Annotated in this window: 19 protein-coding genes and 1 pseudogene; 1 reads left to right on the top strand and 19 read right to left on the bottom strand. The window is 70.6% G+C overall.

Annotated elements, in window-relative coordinates:
• Nucleotides 1–21: 21 nt before the first annotated feature.
• The 18 genes and pseudogenes from AKJ13_RS14075 to AKJ13_RS13990 all read right to left on the bottom strand — a co-directional run bounded on the left by AKJ13_RS14075 (nucleotide 22) and on the right by AKJ13_RS13990 (nucleotide 18,715).
• Nucleotides 22–1,683, bottom strand: a complete 1,662-nt coding sequence (locus tag AKJ13_RS14075; protein ID WP_050733906.1) for an OFA family MFS transporter — start codon at nucleotides 1,681–1,683, stop codon at nucleotides 22–24.
• 137 nt (nucleotides 1,684–1,820) lie between these two features.
• The gene (locus AKJ13_RS14070; protein WP_050733905.1) at nucleotides 1,821–2,114 is read right to left on the bottom strand and encodes a formate dehydrogenase subunit delta; all 294 of its coding nucleotides are present in this window, start codon (nucleotides 2,112–2,114) and stop codon (nucleotides 1,821–1,823) included.
• Between the two features lie 4 nt (nucleotides 2,115–2,118).
• Nucleotides 2,119–4,980, bottom strand: a complete 2,862-nt coding sequence (gene fdhF / locus AKJ13_RS14065) for a formate dehydrogenase subunit alpha (RefSeq protein WP_050733904.1) — start codon at nucleotides 4,978–4,980, stop codon at nucleotides 2,119–2,121.
• 10 nt (nucleotides 4,981–4,990) lie between these two features.
• Nucleotides 4,991–6,550, bottom strand: coding sequence for a formate dehydrogenase beta subunit (locus AKJ13_RS14060; protein ID WP_050733903.1), 1,560 nt, complete (start codon nucleotides 6,548–6,550; stop codon nucleotides 4,991–4,993).
• The gene (locus AKJ13_RS14055; RefSeq protein WP_007565762.1) at nucleotides 6,547–7,032 is read right to left on the bottom strand and encodes a formate dehydrogenase subunit gamma; all 486 of its coding nucleotides are present in this window, start codon (nucleotides 7,030–7,032) and stop codon (nucleotides 6,547–6,549) included. Before AKJ13_RS14055 ends, AKJ13_RS14060 begins: the two co-directional genes overlap by 4 nt.
• A gap of 257 nt (nucleotides 7,033–7,289) precedes the next feature.
• Complete coding sequence (locus tag AKJ13_RS14050) at nucleotides 7,290–7,946, bottom strand: glutathione S-transferase family protein (RefSeq protein WP_050733902.1); 657 nt, start codon at nucleotides 7,944–7,946, stop codon at nucleotides 7,290–7,292.
• Between the two features lie 97 nt (nucleotides 7,947–8,043).
• Nucleotides 8,044–8,478: pseudogene (locus AKJ13_RS14045) on the bottom strand (cytochrome c-type biogenesis protein); the annotation flags it as partial.
• Nucleotides 8,479–8,678: 200 nt separating this feature from the next.
• Nucleotides 8,679–10,685, bottom strand: coding sequence for a heme lyase CcmF/NrfE family subunit (locus AKJ13_RS14040; RefSeq protein ID WP_050733900.1), 2,007 nt, complete (start codon nucleotides 10,683–10,685; stop codon nucleotides 8,679–8,681).
• A 10-nt stretch (nucleotides 10,686–10,695) separates the two neighbouring features.
• Nucleotides 10,696–11,211 (bottom strand): cytochrome c maturation protein CcmE, encoded by a 516-nt coding sequence (gene ccmE, locus AKJ13_RS14035; protein ID WP_050733899.1) that lies wholly within the window; start codon nucleotides 11,209–11,211, stop codon nucleotides 10,696–10,698.
• Nucleotides 11,212–11,358: 147 nt separating this feature from the next.
• A complete protein-coding gene (gene ccmI / locus AKJ13_RS14030; RefSeq protein WP_050733898.1) occupies nucleotides 11,359–12,846 on the bottom strand; it encodes a c-type cytochrome biogenesis protein CcmI in 1,488 nt (495 codons plus the stop codon).
• A gap of 175 nt (nucleotides 12,847–13,021) precedes the next feature.
• Nucleotides 13,022–14,440: a sensor histidine kinase gene (locus AKJ13_RS14025; protein ID WP_007565774.1), complete on the bottom strand. Its 1,419-nt coding sequence runs from the start codon at nucleotides 14,438–14,440 to the stop codon at nucleotides 13,022–13,024.
• A gap of 14 nt (nucleotides 14,441–14,454) precedes the next feature.
• Nucleotides 14,455–15,621 (bottom strand): PrpF domain-containing protein, encoded by a 1,167-nt coding sequence (locus tag AKJ13_RS14020; protein ID WP_082316952.1) that lies wholly within the window; start codon nucleotides 15,619–15,621, stop codon nucleotides 14,455–14,457.
• Nucleotides 15,618–16,295: a response regulator transcription factor gene (locus tag AKJ13_RS14015; protein WP_007565778.1), complete on the bottom strand. Its 678-nt coding sequence runs from the start codon at nucleotides 16,293–16,295 to the stop codon at nucleotides 15,618–15,620. Before AKJ13_RS14015 ends, AKJ13_RS14020 begins: the two co-directional genes overlap by 4 nt.
• Before the next feature lie 35 nt (nucleotides 16,296–16,330).
• Entirely contained in the window at nucleotides 16,331–16,702 is a 372-nt protein-coding gene (locus AKJ13_RS14010; RefSeq protein WP_050733897.1) for a PepSY domain-containing protein, read from the bottom strand.
• A gap of 212 nt (nucleotides 16,703–16,914) precedes the next feature.
• The gene (locus AKJ13_RS14005; protein WP_050733896.1) at nucleotides 16,915–17,115 is read right to left on the bottom strand and encodes a hypothetical protein; all 201 of its coding nucleotides are present in this window, start codon (nucleotides 17,113–17,115) and stop codon (nucleotides 16,915–16,917) included.
• On the bottom strand, nucleotides 17,112–17,432 hold the full coding sequence (locus tag AKJ13_RS14000) for a hypothetical protein (RefSeq protein WP_050733969.1): 321 nt from the start codon (nucleotides 17,430–17,432) through the stop codon (nucleotides 17,112–17,114). Before AKJ13_RS14000 ends, AKJ13_RS14005 begins: the two co-directional genes overlap by 4 nt.
• A 213-nt stretch (nucleotides 17,433–17,645) precedes the next feature.
• Nucleotides 17,646–18,170 (bottom strand): hypothetical protein, encoded by a 525-nt coding sequence (locus AKJ13_RS13995; RefSeq protein ID WP_050733895.1) that lies wholly within the window; start codon nucleotides 18,168–18,170, stop codon nucleotides 17,646–17,648.
• Nucleotides 18,167–18,715 carry a phage tail tip lysozyme gene (locus AKJ13_RS13990; RefSeq protein ID WP_050733894.1) on the bottom strand — a complete coding sequence of 183 codons (549 nt, stop codon included), beginning with the start codon at nucleotides 18,713–18,715 and terminating at the stop codon, nucleotides 18,167–18,169. Before AKJ13_RS13990 ends, AKJ13_RS13995 begins: the two co-directional genes overlap by 4 nt.
• Nucleotides 18,716–18,759: 44 nt before the next feature.
• On the opposite strand from AKJ13_RS13990, the gene AKJ13_RS13985 reads away from it, so the two are divergent.
• Nucleotides 18,760–19,329: a GDSL-type esterase/lipase family protein gene (locus AKJ13_RS13985; protein WP_244471601.1), complete on the top strand. Its 570-nt coding sequence runs from the start codon at nucleotides 18,760–18,762 to the stop codon at nucleotides 19,327–19,329.
• A 192-nt stretch (nucleotides 19,330–19,521) separates the two neighbouring features.
• On the opposite strand, the gene AKJ13_RS13980 is transcribed toward AKJ13_RS13985, so the two are convergent.
• Entirely contained in the window at nucleotides 19,522–20,778 is a 1,257-nt protein-coding gene (locus tag AKJ13_RS13980) for a DUF2793 domain-containing protein (protein WP_050733892.1), read from the bottom strand.
• Nucleotides 20,779–20,789 lie beyond the last annotated feature (11 nt).

The raw sequence follows: 20,789 nt of genomic DNA, 5'->3' as shown, positions 1-20,789 counted from the left end.
CGTCCAGCCACAACCGGCCGCTCAGCGGAACAGGATGAACGCCTTCGACAGGGTGATGCCGATCCCCCACAGGATCGGGATGCCGACCACCGCCCAGGCGAGCCCGGCCGCGGGGCTGAACCCGCCTCGGCCGATGCCGAACGAGCCCGAGGCGCGCACCGACGCCGTGCCGGCCCGGACGTCCAGGGCGGCGCGCTCGGAATCCGACATGAACCAGCGCCCGGCCAGCGGCCGGATCAGCAGGTTGCAGACGAACCCGGCGGCCAGGAAGGCGGCGAGCACGTACATGGTCCGGCCGTAAAGATCGGCGCCCTGCACGCCGGCGGCGGCCTGGGCCTCGCGGATCTTTGTGACCACGAACGGCCCGACGATGCCGGCGGTCGACCAGGCGGTGAGCAGGCGGCCGTGGATCGCGCCCACGAACTGCGTGCCGAACACGTCGGCGAGGTAGGCCGGGATGGTCGCGAAGCCGCCGCCATACATGGACAGGATCACGCAGAAGAAGGCGACGAACAGCGCCTGCGAACCGATCCCGGCGGCCCAGGGCGCGGCGGCGTAGAGCACGCCGCCCAGCGCGAAGAAGATCGCATAGGTGAGCTTGCGGCCGATCCGGTCCGACATCGAGGCCCAGAAGAACCGGCCCAGGATGTTGAACAGCGACAGCAGGCCGACGAAGCCGGCCGCGATCGCGGCGACCTGCGCCTTCTGGCCGGCGTCGAGGGCGGTGAAGCCGGTGCCGGGCAGCCCGATCAGGGCGCCGCCGAAGATCTCCTGGAGCATCGGCGAGGCGAGCGCCAGGACGCCGATCCCGGCCGAGACGTTGAGGCAGAGAACCAGCCAGATCATCCAGAACTGGACGGTCTTGTGCGCGTCCCGCAGATGGACGTGGCCCGAGGCGATCATGGCGTTCTTGGACGCCGGCGGGGTCCACCCGTCCGGGCGCCAGCCCGGCGGCGGGACCCGGTAGCCGAAGGCCCCGCCCAGCATGAACACGATGTAGCCGAGGCCCATCACCGCGAGGGTCTGCCAGACCCCGACGGACTCGGCGCTGCGGAAGGTCTTGATCAGGCCGTCGGCCAGGGGCGAGCCGATCATCGCGCCGCCGCCGAAGCCCATGATCGCCATGCCGGTGGCCATGCCGCGCCGGTCGGGAAACCACTTGATCAGCGTCGAGACCGGGGAGATGTAGCCGAGCCCCAGCCCGATGCCGCCGATCAGGCCCATGCCGAGCCAGACCAGCCAGAGCTGGTGGAGGTGGACGCCGAGTGCGCCGACCAGGAAGCCGCCGCCCCAGCACAGGGCCGCTGCGATACCGGCCTTGCGCGGGCCCGCCCGTTCCAGCCAGCCGCCGAACAGGGCGGCCGAGAGACCAAGCATCACGATCCCGATCGAGAAGACCATGACGAGGTCGCTGACGCGCCAGTCGCAAGTCGTCGTGAACAGGGCGGTCACCACGCCCATGTCGGGGCAGGCGGCCGGCGCGGGCTGGCCGACCGAGAGGGCGCGGGTCAGCGGCAGCCAGAACACCGACAGGCCGTAGGCCATGCCGATGCAGAGATGGATCGCCAGGGCCGCGGGCGGAACGAGCCAGCGGTTGAAGCCCGGTTTGGCGACGATGCGTTCACGGGACAGCCAGCCGTGATCGCTTCCGGGCACGACCGCGCCCGCCAGTTCTGAATGCATCGAAGCTTCCTCCGAGCACGACTTCATTGACTGAGTCATGCATCGCGGAAAGCCTAGCGGTTCCGGGTACCGGTTGCCAGCACGCGGAACGCTCCAGCCCGGGATTTAATCCCCGGTCGGAGCACGCGAATTGTGGATCAGCCGGCGTCGCTGGCGCCTTCGCCGAGCTTCTGCGGATCGCGGGTCGCCGGGCGCACCGGGCTCTCGGCCTGGGGCTCGGCGCCGCGCAGGGCCCGCTGCACCAGGCTGTCGGCCCGGTCGCCCATCTCCGGCAGTGCGGCCTCGAGCTTCGAGACCATCTTGGGCGTCCAGAAGGCCGTGATGTGCTTGTGCACTCCGGCCACCGCCTCCTCCTCCGGGTAGGACCGGAAGAAGGTGGCGATCTGGTTCGCCATCCGGAGGAGCTTGTCCTCCTGGCTCTGCGCGCTCATCGGCTCACTCCGCCGCGTCGAGGGTCTGGGCGATGCGCGTCAGCGAGAAATCCTCCTCGTAGAACTTCGCCTGCCAGTCGGACGGCCGGTTGGTCCGCCGGACCTGCACCGCGGTCACCTTGTATTCCGGGCAGTTGGTCGCCCAGTCCGAGTAGTCGGTGGTGATGACGTTGGCGCCGGTCTTGGCGTGGTGGAACGTCGTGTAGACCACGCCCGGCTGCATCCGCTCCGAGACCTTGGCCTTCAGGGCGATGTCGCCGGACCGGCTCTCCAGGGAGACCAGATCGCCGTCGACGATGCCGCGCAGCTCGGCGTCGAACGGGTGGATCTCCAGAACGTCCTCCTCGTGCCAGCGCGAGTTCTCGGTGCGCCGCGTCTGCGCCCCGACATTGTACTGGGACAGGATCCGGCCCGTGGTCAGGATCAACGGGAACTTCGCCCCCGTCCGCTCCTCGGTGGCCACGAACTCGGTGATCATGAACCGACCCTTGCCGCGGACGAAGCGGTCCACGTGCATCATCGGCGTGCCGAGCGGCGCCTTCTCGTTGCAGGGCCACTGCACCGAGCCCAGCTCGTCGAGCTTGGCGTAGGACACGCCGGTAAAGCTCGGGGTCAGGCCGGCGATCTCGTCCATGATCTCGGACGGGTGGTTGTAGTGCATCGGGTAGCCCAGCGCGTTGGAGAGCAGCACCGTGCCCTCCCAGTCGCCGTAGCCGCCCATCGGGGGCATGACCTTGCGCACGCGGGAGATGCGGCGCTCGGCGTTGGTGAAGGTGCCGTCCTTTTCCAGGAACGAGGCCCCCGGCAGGAAGACGTGGGCGTATTTGGCGGTCTCGTTCAGGAACAGGTCCTGGATGACGATGCACTCCATCGCCTTCAGGCCGGACGTGACGTGGTGCGTGTCGGGATCCGACTGCGCGATATCCTCACCCTGGATGTACATGCCCTTGAACGAGCCATCGACGGCCTCGTCCAGCATGTTGGTGATGCGCAGGCCCGGCGCGTTGTCGAGCTTGGCGCCCCAGAGGGCCTCGAAGCTCTCACGGGTGGCGTCGTCCGAGACATGGCGGTAGCCGGTGAGCTCGTGCGGGAACGAGCCCATGTCGCAGGAGCCCTGGACGTTGTTCTGGCCGCGCAGCGGGTTCACGCCGGCCCCGAGCTTGCCGATATTGCCGGTGGCCATGGCGATGTTGGCCATGCCCATCACCATGGTCGAGCCCTGGCTGTGCTCGGTGACGCCCAGCCCGTAATAGATGCCGGCCGCGCCGCCCGTGGCGTAGAGCCGGGCCGCAGCGCGGACCTCGACCGGGTCGAGGCCGGTGAATTGCTGCTGCGCCTCCGGGGAGTGGCGCTCCTCGGCGATGAACCGGGCCCAGGTCTCGAACTCAGCGAGATCGCAGCGCTCGCGGACATAGGCCTCGTCGATCAGCCCCTCGGTGACGATGACGTGCGCCAGCGAGTTGATGAAGGCGACGTTGGAGCCGGGCTTCAGCGGCAGGTGATAGTCCGCCTTGATGTGGGGCGACTTCACGAGGTCGATCTTGCGGGGATCGGCGACGATCAGCTTGGCGCCCTGGCGCAGGCGCTTCTTCATCCGCGAGCCGAAGACCGGGTGGCCGTCGGTCGGGTTGGCGCCGATCACCAGGATCACGTCGGAATTCTCGACCGACTTGAAGTCCTGGGTGCCGGCCGAGGTGCCGAGCGTGGACATCAGGCCGTAGCCGGTGGGCGAGTGGCAGACGCGGGCGCAGGTGTCGACGTTGTTGTTGCCGAAGGCGGCGCGCACGAGCTTCTGGACGAGGTAGGCCTCCTCGTTGGTGCAGCGCGACGAGGTGATGCCGCCGACCGAGTCCTTGCCGTAGGTCGCCTGGATCCGCTTGAACTCGGAGGCCGCGTGGTTGATCGCCTCCTCCCAGGACACTTCGCGCCACGGATCCGTGATCTTGGCGCGGATCATCGGCTTGGTGATGCGGTCCTTGTGGGTGGCATAGCCGTAGGCGAAGCGGCCCTTGACGCAGCTATGGCCCTCGTTGGCCTTGCCGCCCTTGTACGGCACCATCCGCACGACGCGGGTGCCCTGCATCTCGGCCTTGAACGAGCAGCCGACGCCGCAATAGGCGCAGGTCGTCACCTCGGCATGCTCGGGCTGACCGAATTCGTGGATCGACTTCTCCTGGAGCGTCGCGGTCGGGCAGGCCTGCACGCAAGCGCCGCAGGAGACGCACTCCGATTCCATGAAGTTGGTCGGGCCGGCCGCCACGCGGCTGTCGAAGCCGCGGCCGGCGATCGTCAGCGCGAAGGTGCCTTGCACCTCCTCGCAGGCGCGCACGCAGCGATTGCAGACGATGCACTTCGATGGATCGTAGGTGAAGTACGGGTTCGACTCGTCCTTCGGCAAATACTTCTCGGCCGTCGGCACGACGTGGTTGTCGCCCTCGTAGCCGTAGCGCACATCGCGCAAGCCGACCACGCCGGCCATGTCCTGCAATTCGCAATCGCCGTTGGCCGCGCAGGTCAGGCAGGTCAGCGGGTGATCGGAGATGTAGAGCTCCATCACGCCCTTGCGGAGCTTGGCGAGCTTGTCGGTCTGCGTGCGCACGACCATACCGTTCTCGGCCGGCGTGGTGCAGGAGGCCGGCGTGCCGCGCCGCCCCTCGATCTCCACCAGACAGAGCCGGCAGGAGCCGAACGGCTCCAGGCTGTCGGTGGCGCAGAGCTTCGGGATCTGGGTGCCGGCATGCATCGCAGCCGCCATCACCGAGGTGCCGGCCGGCACCGTCACGTCCATGCCGTCGATCGTCAGGGTGACGGTCTGCTCCGCCACGCGGATCGGCGTGCCGTAGTCGATCTCCTTGATCAGGCCCATCGACGTCTCCTCACTCGGCCGCGACCGGCAGATCGCCGGCGCGCCTGAAATCTTCCGGGAAATGGGTGATCGCGCTCATCACGGGCATGGGCGTGAGCCCGCCCATGGCGCAGAGCGACCCATCGGTCATGACCTCGCAGAGGTCCTCGATCAGCTTCAGGTTCGTCTCCGGCAGGATGCCGGCGATGACCTTGTCCATGGTCTCGACCCCACGGGTCGCGCCGATGCGGCAGGGGGTGCACTTGCCGCACGATTCGGTGGCGCAGAACTCGAAGGCGAAGCGCGCCTGGGCGGCCATGTCGACGGTGTCGTCGAACACCACGATGCCGCCATGGCCGACGAGGCCTTTCTGCGCCGCCATCGCCTCGTAATCGAGGGGCGTATCGAGCAGGTGATCGGGGAAATAGGCCCCGAGCGGGCCGCCCACCTGCACGGCCCGCACCGGACGGCCCGATCGGGTGCCGCCGCCGTAATCCTCGATCACCTCGCGGAGGGTCACCCCGAAGGCGAGCTCGATCAGGCCGCCATGCTTGATATTGCCGGCAAGCTGGATCGGCAGGGTGCCGAGCGAGCGACCCATGCCGTAATCAGCATAGGCCTTGGCGCCGTGCTCCAGGATCCACGGCACCGCCGTGAAGGTCATGACGTTGTTAACCAGGGTCGGCTTGCCGAGAAAACCCTTGAGCGCCGGGATCGGCGGCTTGGCCCGCACGATGCCGCGCTTGCCCTCCAGGCTCTCCAGCAGCGAGGTCTCCTCGCCGCAGATATAGGCGCCGGCCCCGAGACGGACCTCCAGGTGGAAGGTCTTGCCCGAGCCGAGGATGTCGTCGCCCAGGACACCCGCCTGGATGCCGTTGGCGATCGCTTCCTTCAGGGTGGCGAAGGCCTGCGGGTATTCCGAGCGCAGGTAGATGTAGCCGCGGGTCGCACCGGTGGCGACGCCCGCGATGGTCATGCCCTCGATGAGGTTGAAGGGGTCGCCCTCCATCATCATCCGGTCGGCGAAGGTGCCGGAATCGCCCTCGTCGGCGTTGCAGACGACATATTTCTGCTCGCCCTTGGCGAGCATCACCGTGTTCCACTTGATGCCGGCCGGGAAGCCGGCGCCGCCGCGCCCGCGCAGGCCGGAATCGCGCACCGCCGCGACGATGCCTTCCGCGTCGAGCTTCAGTGCGGCCTCGAGCCCGCGATAGCCGCCATGGGCGCGGTAATCGATCACCGAGACCGGATCGACCACGCCGCAGCGGTGGAAGGTCAGGCGCTGCTGGCGGGCCAGGAACGGAATTTTTTCCGGATCGCCGAGGCGCAGGGCATGCTCGCCGCCGGTGGTCAGGCCGGCATCGAGCAGCGCGTCGACATCCGAGACCTTGACCGGACCATAGGCGACCCGGCCCTCCGGCGTGGCGACCTCCACCATCGGCTCGAGCCAGAACAGGCCGCGCGAGCCAGTACGCACGATGGTGACATCGAGGCCGCGGCGCTCGGCGCCGGCGAACAGGGCCCGGGCGACCTTGTTGGCGCCGAGGCCCAGAGCCACGGCGTCCCGGGGGACGTAGAGGGTGACGCTCACTGGCGGGTCTCCCGCTTGGTTTCGGCCAGCGCCTCGTCGAGGGAATCGGCGGTCAGATGGGCGACCGGCTCGCCGTCGATGAGGGCCGCAGGGCCGTTGGCGCAGAGGCCGAGGCAGTAGACCGGCTCGACCGTGGCGCTGCCGTCGGCAGTGGTCTCGTGCCAGCCGCAGCCGAGGCGGCCGAGGATCTCGCGGTGGATCTTGTCCGAACCCATGGCCTGGCAGGCCTCGGCCCGGCACAGCTTCACCTCGTGGCGGCCGGCCGGGTGGGCGCGGAAGTCATGGTAGAAGGTGATGCAGCCATGCACCTCGGCGCGCGACAGGTTCAGCGCGTCCGCGATGAGCGGCACGGCGCCGCCATCGACGTAGCCGAAGGTCGCCTGCAGCGCGTGCAGGATCGGCAGCGTCGCGCCTTCGAGATGGGTATGTTCTGCAATGATCCCGGAGGCGCGTTCCGCGCTCCAGGGCTCGTGACGCGCCATGGTTTCCAGCCCAGTCTGTTCCTTTTCTAAAGCGAAGTGGAACAGAAATGCCGAACCCCATCAATCGCGCAGTCCGGTGGCCTGACAAAGGATCCCTGTCGAACTGTCACCCGCGCGATGGTCGCGGCTACAAACCGCGATAAGTCTTTCTCGAATCATTCGTTTCCGATGCACGGCTGCGGCGAGAAAATCTTGCGTGCACCGCAACATCGATTTGTGCCATGCACGAAATTGCATCCAAGCGGGCAGACGGCGCCTCAGAATTCCATGTCCAGTTCTTCGATCTCGTCCGGCTCATCGGCGGCGGCCTCGGCCCATTCGACCATGGGCGCCCAATGCAGGATCGTGTCCCGGTAGGCGGCCGCCCGGGGCGGCAGTGCCACATCGTAGGTGCGGAACCGGGTGCAGACGGGGGCATAGAGCGCGTCGGCCAGCGTCGGACGCGGACCGAACAGGAACGGGCCGTCATAGCGGTCCAGGCAATCGTCGAAGATCGTGACGATACGCTCGATATCGGCCCGGGCACCGTTGAACACCCGGAAACCCGGATGGAAGGCGCGCAGGTTCATCGGCAGGGCCGAGCGCAGGTTGACGAAGCCCGAATGCATCTCGCCCGCGATGGAGCGGCAATGGGCGCGCTCGGCGACGTCGCAAGGCAGCAGGCCCGCCTCCGGGAAGATCTCGCCGAGATACTCGGCGATGGCGAGAGTATCCCAGACCACCACGTCGCCGTGGCGCAAGCGCGGCACCAGGAAGGACGGCGAGAGGTGCAGCAGCTCGGCCCGGCTGGTGGCATCCGTGCCCGACAGAACCTCGGTGTCGAAGGCGAGCCCGGCCATGCGGCAGATCAACCAGCCCCGCAGGGACCAGGACGAGTAATTCCGGCTGGAGATGGTGAGCGTGGCGGCATCCATCGTCTTGAACCCCGGGCGCGGCGCCGATCATGCGATCAGGTTTGCCGGATCCAAGACTCGTGCCGAATCGATCCGGGCGCATGCAGCGCCGCGGATACTACTCCCGTCGCAGCAGCGCGGCGACCTCCGCCTCCTCGGCCGCCGAGAGGGTCCGGACCGGCGCGGCCGACCGGCGGCGGGCGAGGCGCCAGATCCCGAACCCGCCGAGCAGGACCGCCAGGATCGGGGTCAGCCACAGCAGCAGGGTGTGGAGGGCGAAGACCGGCCGCAGCAGCACGAACTCGCCGTAGCGGTCCACGACGTAGCGCAGCACTGCCGGATCGCTGTCGCCCTTCTGCAGCCGCTCGCGGACGATCAGGCGCAGGTCCTTGGCGAGCGGCGCGTCGGAATCGTCGATCGACTGGTTCTGGCAGACGAGGCAGCGCAGCTCCGACGAGATCTCCCGGGCCCGATGCTCCAGCACCGGATCCTTCAGCACCTCGTCGGGCTGGACGGCGTGGGCGGGGGTAGTGAACGCGAGGGCGGCGAGGAGCGCGAAGGCGAGGCAGCCACGCGCCGACCTTCCCCCCTCTGCGGGACTCGCAGATCGGCTAACATTGAACGCGACGGCGCCCCTCTCCCACACGGGAGAGGGAACCTGCGCCTCGACCGGAGACACGAGAACCCCGCAGCCCAACGAAGGTGCAGGGAGAGCGTCGGCGCCGTCCGCGCCTGTTGCGAGCCCCCGCGCCATCACTCGGCTGGCACCGCGGCCGCGCTGGGCATGGCCCGCGCCCGGGCCTTGGCCGGGACGCCGACGCGCATCCGGCGGTCGGTGAGCGACAGCCCGCCACCTAGCGCCATGACCACGGCACCGAGCCAGATCATCAGCACCAGCGGCTTGTAGTAGAGGCGAAGGCCGACGCCGCCGTCCTGGCCAATCTCGCCGAGGCTGGCATAGACCTGGCTCGCCCCGATGGTCAGCAGGCCCGACTCGGTCACCGACATCTTGCGGCTCGGGTAGAACCGCTTGCCGGTCTCGACCCGGCCGACCTCGTCGCCGGAGCGGGTGCGGATCGTCAGGAAGGCCGCAGCCTCCTCGTAGTTCGGGCCGGCCCGGGGCGCGACCCGGTCGAGGGTCGCCGTGTAGGGGCCGGTGGAGAGAGTCTGGCCGGGCTTGAGCGTCGCCAGCCCCTCGGTGGCCCAGCCTTGCGCGGCGATGCCGATCACCACCACGCCGACACCGGCATGGGCGAGCGCGGTGCCCCAGGCCGAGCGCGGCAGGCCGATGGCCCGGCGCCCGATCTGACCGAGGTCGCGCGTCCGGCTGGAGCCGAAGCCCCGGGCCCGGGAGACGATCTCCAGGGCCGAGCCGATCAGCAGGTAGGCGCCGAGCCCGATCCCGAGCGGCGCCATCACGGGGCCGCCCCAGGTCAGGGCCAGGACCGCGAAGCCGACCACCAGGGCGACGGCGAGCGCCGCGAACAGGCGCTGCGAGGCGGCGAGCACGTCGCCCCGCTTCCAGGCGAGCGCCTGGCCGAACGGGACGATCAGCAGGAGCGGGATCGCCAGGGGGATGAAGGTCGCGTTGAAGAAGGGCGGGCCGACCGTGATCTTCTCGCCGGTCAGCATCTCCAGCAGCAGCGGATAGAGCGTGCCCACCAGCACCGTGGCGCAGGCGGCCACGAGGAACAGGTTGTTGAGGACGAGGGAGCCCTCCCGGGAGATCGGCGCGAACAGGCCGCCCTGCCGCAGCAGCGGCGCCCGCCAGGCGAACAGCGTCAGCGAGCCGCCGATGAACAGGATCAGGATCGCCAGGATGAAGACGCCGCGGGTCGGGTCGGTGGCGAAGGAATGGACCGAGGTGATCACCCCAGAGCGGACTAGGAAGGTGCCGATCAGCGACAGGGAGAAGGTCAGGATGGCGAGCAGCACCGTCCACACCTTCAGGGCGTCGCGCTTCTCCATCACCACGGTGGAGTGCAGCAGAGCCGTGCCGGCGATCCAGGGCATCAGGGAGGCGTTCTCCACCGGATCCCAGAACCACCAGCCGCCCCAGCCGAGCTCGTAATAGGCCCAGTACGAGCCCATCGCGATGCCGAGCGTCAGGAACGACCAGGCGACCAGCGTCCAGGGCCGCACGGCCCGCGCCCAGACCGCGTCGATCCGCCCGTCGATCAGGGCGGCGACCGCGAAGGCGAAGCTGATCGAGAAGCCGACATAGCCGACGTACAGGAGCGGCGGATGGATCGCCAACCCGACATCCTGCAGCAGCGGGTTGAGGTCGTTGCCTTCGAGCGGAGCCGGGACCACGCGGCTGAACGGATTCGAGGTCGTGATGATGAACAGCACGAACACGAAGGTGATCAAGCCCTGCACGCCGAGCGTGTTGGCCCGCAGCCGCGGCGGCACGGAGTTCCGGGCCACCGCCACGCAGGCGCCGAACAGGGTCAGAATCAGGACCCAGAGGAGCATCGAGCCCTCATGGTTCCCCCAGACGCCGGAGAGCTTGTAGATCAGCGGCTTCTGGGTGTGCGAGTTCTCGACGACGTTCTGGACCGAGAAGTCCGAGGTGACGTGCGCCCAGGTGAGCGCCGCGAAGGCGAACAGCACGCAGGCGAAGGCGCCGAGCGCGGCCTGCGAAGCGGCCTGGCGCAGCGCCGGGTCGCCCGAGCGCGCCGCCCATACCGGCATCACCATCTGGACGAGGGAGATCGCCAGCGCGAGCGCGAGCGCGAAATGGCCGGTCTCGACGATCATGCCGGATTCCTTACCGCTCGCTGCGGGGGCCGAGGGTCCCGCCGTTGGAGGCGGTGACGGGCTTCGGCCCGGCCTTAGGCGCGCCCTTGTCGCCCCCCTCCTGCCAGCGCCCCTGCGCCTTTAGGGCGTCGGCGACCTCGCGGGGCATGTACGATTCGTCGTGCTTGGCGAGAACGGTGTCGGCCCGGAACCGGCCGCCCGGCTCCAGCATGCCCTCGGCCACGACGCCCTGGCCCTCGCGGAACAGGTCGGGCAGCAGGCCCTTGTACTGGACCTCGACGGTAGCGTTGGTGTCGGTGACGGCGAAATCCACCGTCTGGTCGGGCCCGCGCCGGAGCGAGCCGTCCTTCACCAACCCGCCGAGCCGCATGCGGGTGCCGGGGGCGATGCCTTGCTGGGCGATATCGGTGGGCGAGCGGAAGAACACGATCGAGCCGCTCATGGCGAACAGGATCAGCCCCACGGCGAGCGCCAGGACGCTGCCGCAGGCGGCGATCAGGATCAGGCGGCGGCTCTTACGCGTCACGACTCTTCCACCCCGGGATCCGACGGGTCTGGGCCCGAGCAGACCTAAACCGTTCTCATTCTAGCCTTGCAGGGTGTCGGCCCGGCAGCCGCGCCGGTCAAGGGCGTCGGGCAGGACCGATTGTCGTACGAACAACGGCCGCGACCGTCAGGGATTGGATCTCGGGGCCAGATCGAGCTCCCGGGCGAGGCCGTCGAGCCGGCTCACCGCCTCGGCATTGGTCGCCAGCGCCATCCGGGCGCGGTCGAGGGCCTTGATCGCCTGGTCGCGCTCGCCGAGTGCGCTGTAGGAGCGCACGAGCCGCAGCCACTCGTCCGGCGTGCCGCCCCGGGCCGTGAGACGCCGGTCGAGGCCGTCGACCATGCCGCGGATCGCCACGTCGCGCTCGGCCGGCGACATCGCCTGCATGGCCGCGGCGGCCGATTCGGTGTCGGAGCGGGGCGCGGGACCCGCCATGGGCCCGGGGGCCGCCGGTTGGGCCGGAGCACTGGGATCGAGCCCGAGGATGCGGGCGCCGGCCTCGACCTGGGCGAGCCCCTGCGGGTCGCCGGCCAGCGCCACCCGGGCACGCGCCAGGGCATCGATCGCCTGATCGCGCTCGCCGAGCACCGCCCGGGAGCGGGTGAGCCGCAGCCATTCATCCGGCGTGCCGCCCCCGGTCTTGAGCCGGGCATCGAGCCCGTCGACCATGCCGCGGATCGCCGCCTGCTGCTCGGCCGGAAGTTTCTGGGGGGCCGGAGGCACCGCGGCCGGCGCCGGCTCGCCCTTGAGCCGGGCGAGGTTCTGCCGGACCAGCCCGAGCCAGGGCGCGTCGGCGGGGCTCGCAGCCTCCAGGGCGCTGAGCTGGCGGATCGCCTCGCCGGTATCGCCGGCCTGCTCGGCGGCGCGCGCGAGATAGAAGCGGGGTTTGGCCGCGTTCTGATCCTTGGCCTGCGCCTTCTCGAACAGGGCCTTGGCCTCGGGTGAGACGGTGCCTTCGCCTGCCGCCGTCAGGGCCTCGCCCCAATCGGCCAGGGTGTCGGCGCTCTCGCCCTTCAGGCGGGCGATGTTGGCGAAGGCGCGGGCCGCGTCGTCGAACCGGCCGGTACGCATATAGACCGGGGCGAGCACGGCCCAGCCGCGGGCATCGTTCGGGTCGCGGGCGAGGCGCGCCTCGATCTGCCCGACCGCCTTCATCAGGTCCTCGGTACCGCCGCGAGCGGCCTGCCGGTCGGCATCGGTCTGCGCCGGCAGTTCCGGCGAGCCGTAAAGGCCGTAGGCGATCAGCGCGACCAGCGGGATCGTGGACAGCGCGAAGGCAGAGGCCGCCCGGCGCCGGCGCAGCCGCGGCTCGGCCGGGCGCGCGGCCTCGTCGGCATCGGCATCCTCCGCGTCGCGCCGGGCGTCGCGGCTCGCCCGCAGCAGGCGGCGGGCCGCCTCGGCGCGGGCGGTCTCGGCCTCGTCCGGCGCGATGAGGCCGCGCTCCAGATCGCGCGCGATCTCGGCGATCTGGTCCTCGTAGAACGCGGTCTCGGTATCGACGCTGGAGGCGCCGCTTTCACCGGCGGGAACGGCCGTGCGTCGCGACATCGGCCAGAGCAGGCCGAGCACGGTCGCTGCGGTCATGCCCGCCAGGATGAACCAGATCGCCGTCATCGAACCTTCGCCAGCGGGCCCGACCGACCCGCATGTCACCACGCCGTGTGGAGCCGGCCGCGAAATGCCACGACGGCCCCCGGCGGCGGCACGGTGTCACGCAACTCCCGAACGATGACAAGGGGCGGAACCGGACCATGAAGCCGCGTCCCGCGGCGGGAAAACCCGCCTTCGATCAGTGGCTGGCGGCCCCCACCGGTGCATCGCCCGGCACTTCGAGGACCGCCCGCAGGCCGCCGAGGCTCGCCTGTTCCAAGGTGAAGCGGCCCCGATAGAGAGCGGCGAGATCGGCCACAATGGACAGGCCGAGGCCCGAGCCGGGCTTCGATTCATCCAGGCGCCGGCCGCGGCCGAGCACGGCCTGGCGGGCCTCCGGGGGCAGGCCCGGGCCGTCATCCTCGATGGCGACGACGAGGTGGGGATAATCGTGCTTGGCCACCGCCTCGGCCCGAATCGCCACCCGGCCGTGGGCCCATTTCGAGGCGTTGTCGACGAGGTTGCCGACCATCTCCTCGAAATCCTGGCGCTCACCCCGGAAGCGCAGGCCTGGAGGAACGTGGACATCGTAGGCGATATCCTTGTCCCTGTAGATCTTGCCGAAGGTCCGAACGAGGCCGGCCAGGGCCGGCTCGACCTCCGTGGAGGTGCCCAAAGTGCCGGCGAGCGCGGCCGCGCGGGCGCGGTCGAGGTGGTAATTCACCTGGTCGCGCATCACCGCCGCCTGCTCGCGGATCTTCTGGGCGAGCTCCTCCGGGGCGTCCGAGGCGCCGACCTCGTTGACGATGATCGAGAGCGGCGTCTTGAGGGCGTGGGCGAGGTTGCCGACCTGGGTGCGGGCGCGCTCCAGGATCTCCCGGTTGGTCTCGATCAGGAGGTTCACCTCGCCGGTGAGCGGGGCGATGTCGCGCGGATAGGTGCCGGTGATGCGGTCGGCCTCGCCGCGGCGCACGGCACCGAGCGCGGCGCGCATCTTCTTCAGGGGCGCCAAGCCGAACCGGATCTGCAGCAGGGTGGTGATCGCCAGCGACAGGCCGAGCAGCCCGAACGTGATGGTCAGCGAGTTCCGGAACCGGTCGACGTCGTTGACGATCTCGTCGGCGGGGCCGGCCACCCGGACCGTGTAGCGACCCTCCTCACCCAGATCGACGTCGCGCTCCATGATGCGCAGCAGCCGCCCGTCCTGGGCCTTGCCATAGCCCTGGCGGATCTGCCCGACCCCGACCTTGCCGTCGGAATCGGTGGCCGGCCCCAGCGGCACGCCGACCAGTGAGCGGGAGGTGCGCAGGTCCCGGGGCTTCGCGTCGGGCTTGCCGACCTGCCAGTACCAGCCGGACAGGGGCAGGTCGAAGCGCGGATCGCCCAGCGAGAAGGTCCGGCTCTCGGGATCGTTGGGCGAGACGAGGTCGGTGGCGAGGTTGTTGGTGAAGACCAGGAGCCGGCTGTCGAAGGCGCGCTCGGTGTTCTCCCGGTACAGCGTCGTGAGGATCCAGGCCGCGATCAGCAGGATCGCCGAACTCGACAGGAACGCCGACACGGCCAGCCGCACCGCGATCGAGCGGCGGCGCAGGGAGAAGAGACCGATCAGGGTTTTCATCGGGACAACCGCACTCACCCCGGCGTCACCGCATCATAGAACACCGTGCCCCGCATCAGCGGCCGCGCGGTGCGGAAGAACGAGCCCCGCTCCGCCCGCCATCCCGTGCCGTCCCGCGCCACGGTGGCGGCGGCGGTGAGGATGCCCGAGGGCATGCCGACCCGGAGCGCCGCGTCGCCGGCGGCGCGGGCGGCCTCGTGGACCAGGCTGCCCGCGATCCGCGCGGCCACCGCGAGGCACAGGGTGGCGGTGAGCGGCAGGGCCTGGTGCGGCACGCCGTTCGAAATCACCCGGGCGGTCAGGTCGACGTCCGGGGCGCGGATCGCCGCCCCGGACAGGCTGGACGAATCCTGGGGCGGCGCGACCAGGCCGACGAAGGGGACGTGGACGATCCGCGCTGCGGCTTCGGGATCGGGGGCGATGCCCATCGCCACGGAGGCGGCAAGGCGGATCCGCGCCAGCCGGTCGAGGAGGCCGGGCACCGCCTCAAGGGCGGCGGGCAATTCGGTGCCGGTCAGGCCCAGATCGGCGGCGCGGACGAACACGCAGGCATTGGCCGCATCCACCAGCGAGACCTCGATCGGGCCGAGCCCCGGCACGTCGAGGATCTGCCGGACGGCGCCGGTGGGCAGCAGCCTTCCGGTGGTGGTGGCGCCGCCCGGATCGACGAAATCGAGGCGGATCGGCGCGCCGGTGCCGGTGACGCCGGGGATCGCCAGGTCGCCGCGATAGACGGCGCGGCCGCCCCGGACCTCGAAGCCGGCCTCGATGCGCTTGCGCGTATTGGTGTTGAAGATCCGCAGGCACACCGGGCCATCGGCGACCGCCACGAGCCCCTCGTCCACCGCGAAGGGACCCACCGCCGAGAGCATGTTGCCGCAATTGCCGGATAGGTCGATCCGCCCCTCGCGGACCACCACCTGCACGAAGGTGTAGTCGACGTCGGCATCCGGCCGAGTCGAGGGCTCGACGATGCAGATCTTCGAGACCGAGGACACGCCCCCGCCCATGCCGTTGAGCTGGCGCCCGAACGGATCGGGGCTGTCCATGGCGGAGAGGAAGGCGGGCTCCCAGGCGGCGATGGCCCCGGTCACGTCCTGCCGGCGCAGCATCAGCGCCTTGCTGGTGCCGCCGCGCATGAACACGGCCGGCAGCGTGCCACCGGTGGCCAAGCTCGTCACACCCGCGCCGGAGGCTGGTTCGGATCCACGAGGTAGCCCAGCCCGCGCACGGTCTGGATCAGGTCCACGGCGAGCTTCTTGCGCAGCCGCCCGACGAACACCTCGATGGTGTTCGAATCCCGGTCGAAATCCTGGTCGTAGAGGTGCTCGGTCAGCTCGGCCCGGGAGACCACCCGGCCGGTATGGTGCATCAGGTAGGAGAGCAGCCGGTATTCGTGGCTGGTGAGCTTCACCTGGGCGCCGTCGACGAACACCTTGCCGGACCGGGTGTCGAGGGTGACGGGGCCGCAGGCGATCTGGCTCGAGGCGTGGCCGGCCGCCCGGCGCAGGAGCGCCCGGACCCGGGCCATCAGCTCCTCCATGTGGAACGGCTTGGTCACGTAATCGTCGGCGCCGGCATCGAAGCCGTCGACCTTGTCGGACCAGCGGTCCCGGGCGGTGAGGATGATCACGGGGGTCTTCACCCCGGCCCGGCGCCACTTCTGCAGCACCGAGACGCCGTCGGCCTTGGGCAGGCCCATATCGAGGATGATCGCGTCGTAGGGCTCGCTCTCGCCGAGATAGCCGCCCTCCTCGCCGTCGTAGGCCTTGTCGGCGACGTAGCCGGCCTCTTCCAGCGCCGCGACCACCTGCCGGTTGATGTCCCGGTCATCCTCCACGACGAGCAGTCGCACGGCTCACTCCATTCCACTGCGGGTGTGAAGCCCGATCAGTATTGGCCCGAGACCTTGCCGGTGCGGGCATCCACGATCACGTGCACGAAATGCCCGTCCCGGCGCAAGGCGGTCAGCATGTAGACGAGGCCGTCCTCGTGGCGACACAGGCTGGCGCGCTGGATCTCGGCCCGGGGGATCACGGTGCGGGCCGCCCGGATCGCCGCCACCGGGGCGATCACCCGGCGCTCGCCCACCTCCTCGCGCATGTCGGCCGGCGATAGGCAAGTCTCGATTCGCAGGGGCGTCGGATCCGCCATCTGGGCCGGCTGCGGGGCCGGCCCGTCATCGGCCATGGAGCCGAGGCCGCTAGCGGCAAGCGCCGCGGCGGTCAGGCTGATGGCAACGAGGGTGATGGCGTAGCGCATTGCCAGAAGATTTGCGCCGAGGGCACTGAATGCGCCCTGAATACGTAGCTGTAGGCGCGACGACGCGCGATCGGCCGGCTGGCTGCCTCGGGGAAGCATGAGCTGTTTGATCGCGGACGGCATCGTGCGGGCTCTACGGCCGACAGGCTTTTCGGGTTCCACCGGCCGGGCCACGCTGCACAGGCGGTGACGCAACCCCGGCAGCCCCGGATCTAGCGCGCGTGCCGGCATCCGGGCGCGGGCTCCGGCGGGTCCGGGTATGCCGGTGCAGCCGCGTGCGCGGCCAGGACGGCATCGATCGACCAGGGTCGCGCCCCGAGTTGCGACCCCAGCTGAAGCGTGATCGCGAGCGCGGCCGCCCCGGAGAGGGCCAGCCAGCCTCGGTCGAGGATCCGGTTCCAATGCGGGCTCATCGCGGGCCTCCCGTGATCAGGGTCCAGAACGCCCGCAGGGCGGGCATGCGCTCGGTGAGCCAGGCGATCTGGTCCGAGAACCAGTGCGCACCCGCCGCCGCGGTGACGAAGGCGAACAGGATCGCGTGCTTGAGGCGCCGGAGATAGCGGCGCAGCACCCGCCGCTCGACATGGGCATCCACGAGCTCGTCCAGGACGGCGAGCCGCGGCTCGGTCTGGCGCGCCACGTAGGCGTGCCAGAAGGGCGGAAACCGGATGGTGCGCGCCTGGTCGCCGGGGTCCGGCGGATGGCGCGCGGGGTGACGGGCGGTGGTCATAGTGTTCTGCCCCCGGCCGACGATGGTCGCACCTCGCTCCATGCAAGACGCGACGCGCTCTCCTCCCCCTTGCGGGGAGGAGCTGGAGGTGGGGGTCGTGGAGAAGGCACCGCTGCGCCCGATCCAGTACCACCCCCCTGCCCCTCCCCGCAAAAGTGAGGGGAAAAGCGATGAGCTTCAGATGCTTACCGCGAACCGTGGCGGGTCGGGCCGCTAGCCCCGCTGCTCATCCCCCGCGCGCAGCGCCGCCAGCGCCGGGGTCAGGACGTTGCCGACGCTGGCCTGCGGGTCGAGCGGCAGGGCCCGGAAGATCCGGGCCGCGACGCCCTCGGCACCGCCGGCCTGCCGGACGACGTGCGCCGGCGCGGTGGCCAGGACGTGCCGGGCGCCGGCCGCGACCACGGCGGAGCCAAGATCAACGCTCACGGTCCGGCCCCGGGCGGCGCCGGCCACGGCGTTCTGGCCGTACTCGGCCCCGGCCCGGATCGCGGCCTCGACCCGCTCCCGGGTCAGGAGCGAGGCCGCCCAGGGCGCGACCCGGGCGACACCGGCCGTCACGGCTGCGGCGGCGATCGGCACCAGCACGGCCGAGACCGGCTGCAGCAGGCCGACCAGCCAGTCGCCCCAGGGGATCGCCACAGTGCCCGCGGGCGCCCCGGCCAGCGCCGGGGAGACCAGGGCGACGAACGGGATCGCGGCGCTAGCGAGCGCCAGCCCGGTACGGAAGAGCTGCGTCATGATCGATCTCCGGTGTTGCGCGCACGGCGGACCCGGCCGGCTCGGGATTCGGGGATGGGCGGCGCGGCGCGGTCGCGCAGGGCCGCGAGCGCCCGGCGGGCCCAGTCCAGCCGGCTCGCCAGCGCGATCACCCCCGGCCGCTCGAAGAGCCGGCACACGGTCTCGGTGGCGGCCTCCAGGGTCGGGGCCTGGCGCAGGGCGGCGAGCGCGGCCGCCTCGGTGGTGCGCAGCTCCACGCAGAGGTAGCGGTACTGCGCATCGAGGGATGCGGGATCGCAGGCATGCGCCCGGCACCACGCCTCCATGGCGACGCGCCGGGGACCGGTCCATTGCGCCAGCCCCCAGCCGCCCCGGGACCCGGCTACCACCGGGGCGACCTCCTGGAGCTTGCGGAAGCCGCCGCTCTCGTGGCCGAGATTGCCGAGGAGGCCGGCGGCCTGGAAGTCGGTGAGCCCGAGATCGCGCATGAGGCGCGGCCCGAGGCTCCGGCACCCGGCCGCGAAGGCGTCGCCCGGCCCCCGGGCCGGACCGGTGGTTGCGGGCATGGGTCTTCTCCGGGCAGGGTCCGCGCGACACGGACGGGGGACACGTGGGACACGGACAGGACCGGCCGCTGGTGTTCATCGGCGATTCGATCACCGCCGGCTGGGGCCTCGCCCGGGCCGAGACGTTTGCCCGGCACGGCTTCATCGCCCAGGGCGTGCCGGGCCAGACGAGCGGGCAGATCCGCGCCCGGTTCCTGCGGGACGCGGCCGGCGCCCGGGGCGTTCATTTGCTGTGCGGGATCAACGACATCGCCGAGATCGGCGGCCCGGCCTCGGACGGGGCGATCCGAGACAACATCGCCGCCATGGCGCGGCTGGCCTTCGAGGCCGGGCTACCGCTCTGGATCGGCACCGTGATGCCGAGCGACTTCTGGGGGTGGCGCCCGGAGCTGCGGCCGGTGGCGCGCATCGACGCCCTGAATCGCTGGATCCGCGCCCATTGCGCCGTCAGCGCCGCGGCGCTTATCGACTACCACGCGCCGCTCGCCACGAGTTCGGGGGCGCTCAGGCCGGAATTCACCGAAGACGGCATCCACCTCAACGCCGCCGGCTACGCAGCGATCGAGCCGGTGATGCTGGCGGCTTTGGCGGATCGTGAGGTGCCGGGTCAATGAAGCTGCAAAGCGGCGACCTTTTCAGCACCTTGTCATTCCGGGGCCGCGTAGCGGAACCCGGAATCCAGACACGCCGACATATGAGGCCCTTGCAACCCCCGGCGTATCTGGATTCCGGGCTCGCTTGCGGCGCCCCGGAATGACACGGAGGGAGCTCAGGGGGGCTACATCCCCCCTCCGGACTGAGCCCCCTCAAGACCCCAATCCCAGCCAGTACGTTTGAACACTCCCGGCGCCGGTCACCGTGCCGCCGGTCGTGCGGCGGTTGTGGAGGGTGAAGCCGGTGGCGCTCACGTCGCTGACCTGGCTGGCGTAGAGTGTCCCGGCATCCCGGGCGATCGGCTGCGTCCAGACGCCCAGGCAGGCGCTGGGGAAGGCCGGCGCGAACAACACGAAGACATCCGCGTCCGTGCTGGTGGCGAGCCCCCATTGCAGGATGAGGCCGTTGGCGAGCCGGGCGTAGCCGGTCGGATCCAGCGCCTGCGTGCCGAGCGCCAGAGGGGTGCCATCGGCGCGCTGGTAGTGGCGCACGCGCCAGCGGCCGGCGCCATCCGAGGTGGCCAGGCAGGTGTCGTCGGCGGCCGTGACGATGTCGGCCCGGGTCGGCAGGGCGAGTTGCTCGGGATCGTGGACCAGGGTCGCGGGGCCGGCGAAGCGCAGGAGCCGCTCCCGGTCGGCGCCGGTGCCGAACCGGGTGATCCGGGCCGTGCCGGTCACCAGCACGCGCCGCGTGACGGTGCCGCCAAGATCCGTGGTCGCCGCCGAGGCCAGCACGGTCTCCGTGGAGGCGAAATCGATCCCGCCCTTCGCCGCGGAGGCGGTGAGCGCGGTGGCGAAGGCGGACCCGTCCGGCGAGACCTTCAGGGAGAAGTCGTCGCTGCCGAGCAGGCCCAGCAGGGCGCGGGCGGAATAGCCGGTCTGGAGGATCAGGCCGGCATCCCGGGACGCGGCCTGCTTGTTGACCGACATCCGCATGTCGCCGGAGCCCGGCGTCGCGTCGTCCCAGGTGAGCAGGGCCGCGTCCGACTTTACCGCGAGGCGGTTGGTGGCATCCGCCCCGGTGTTGATGCCGAGCCGGCTGACGCTCTGGATCGCCGTAAGCGTCCGGCGGAAACTGCCCCAGGCGGTCCCGTCGAACACGTAGAGGTCGGCCTCGTCGATCAGGTAGGCGAACCAGCCGGCCCGGGGCACGGCGCCGATCCAGACCCCGTCGACGTAGCGCACCACCTGGCCGGCGAGCCCGGCCCAGGCGCCCCCCGGATTCGACGCGACCACGAGATAGCGGTCGCCATCGGCGGGGTTCTGGGGCGGCGCGGTGAGGTCCTTGTCCAGGCAGGCGAGCTGGACCAGGGCGTCGAGGAGGCCGAGCGCCTCGTTGTGGGTGACGTGCTTCTGGGCCTGGCTCGCCGCAATCAGCGGCAAGCCGAGGCGGGGCGTGGCGTCGGTCATGGGGGCTCCGG

The sequence above is a fragment of the Methylobacterium sp. ARG-1 genome, from assembly GCF_001262595.1.
GTDB lineage: Bacteria > Pseudomonadota > Alphaproteobacteria > Rhizobiales > Beijerinckiaceae > Methylobacterium > Methylobacterium brachiatum.
The sequence above is the reverse complement of the archived record's forward strand: the minus strand, read 5'-3'. Positions and strand labels throughout refer to the sequence as shown.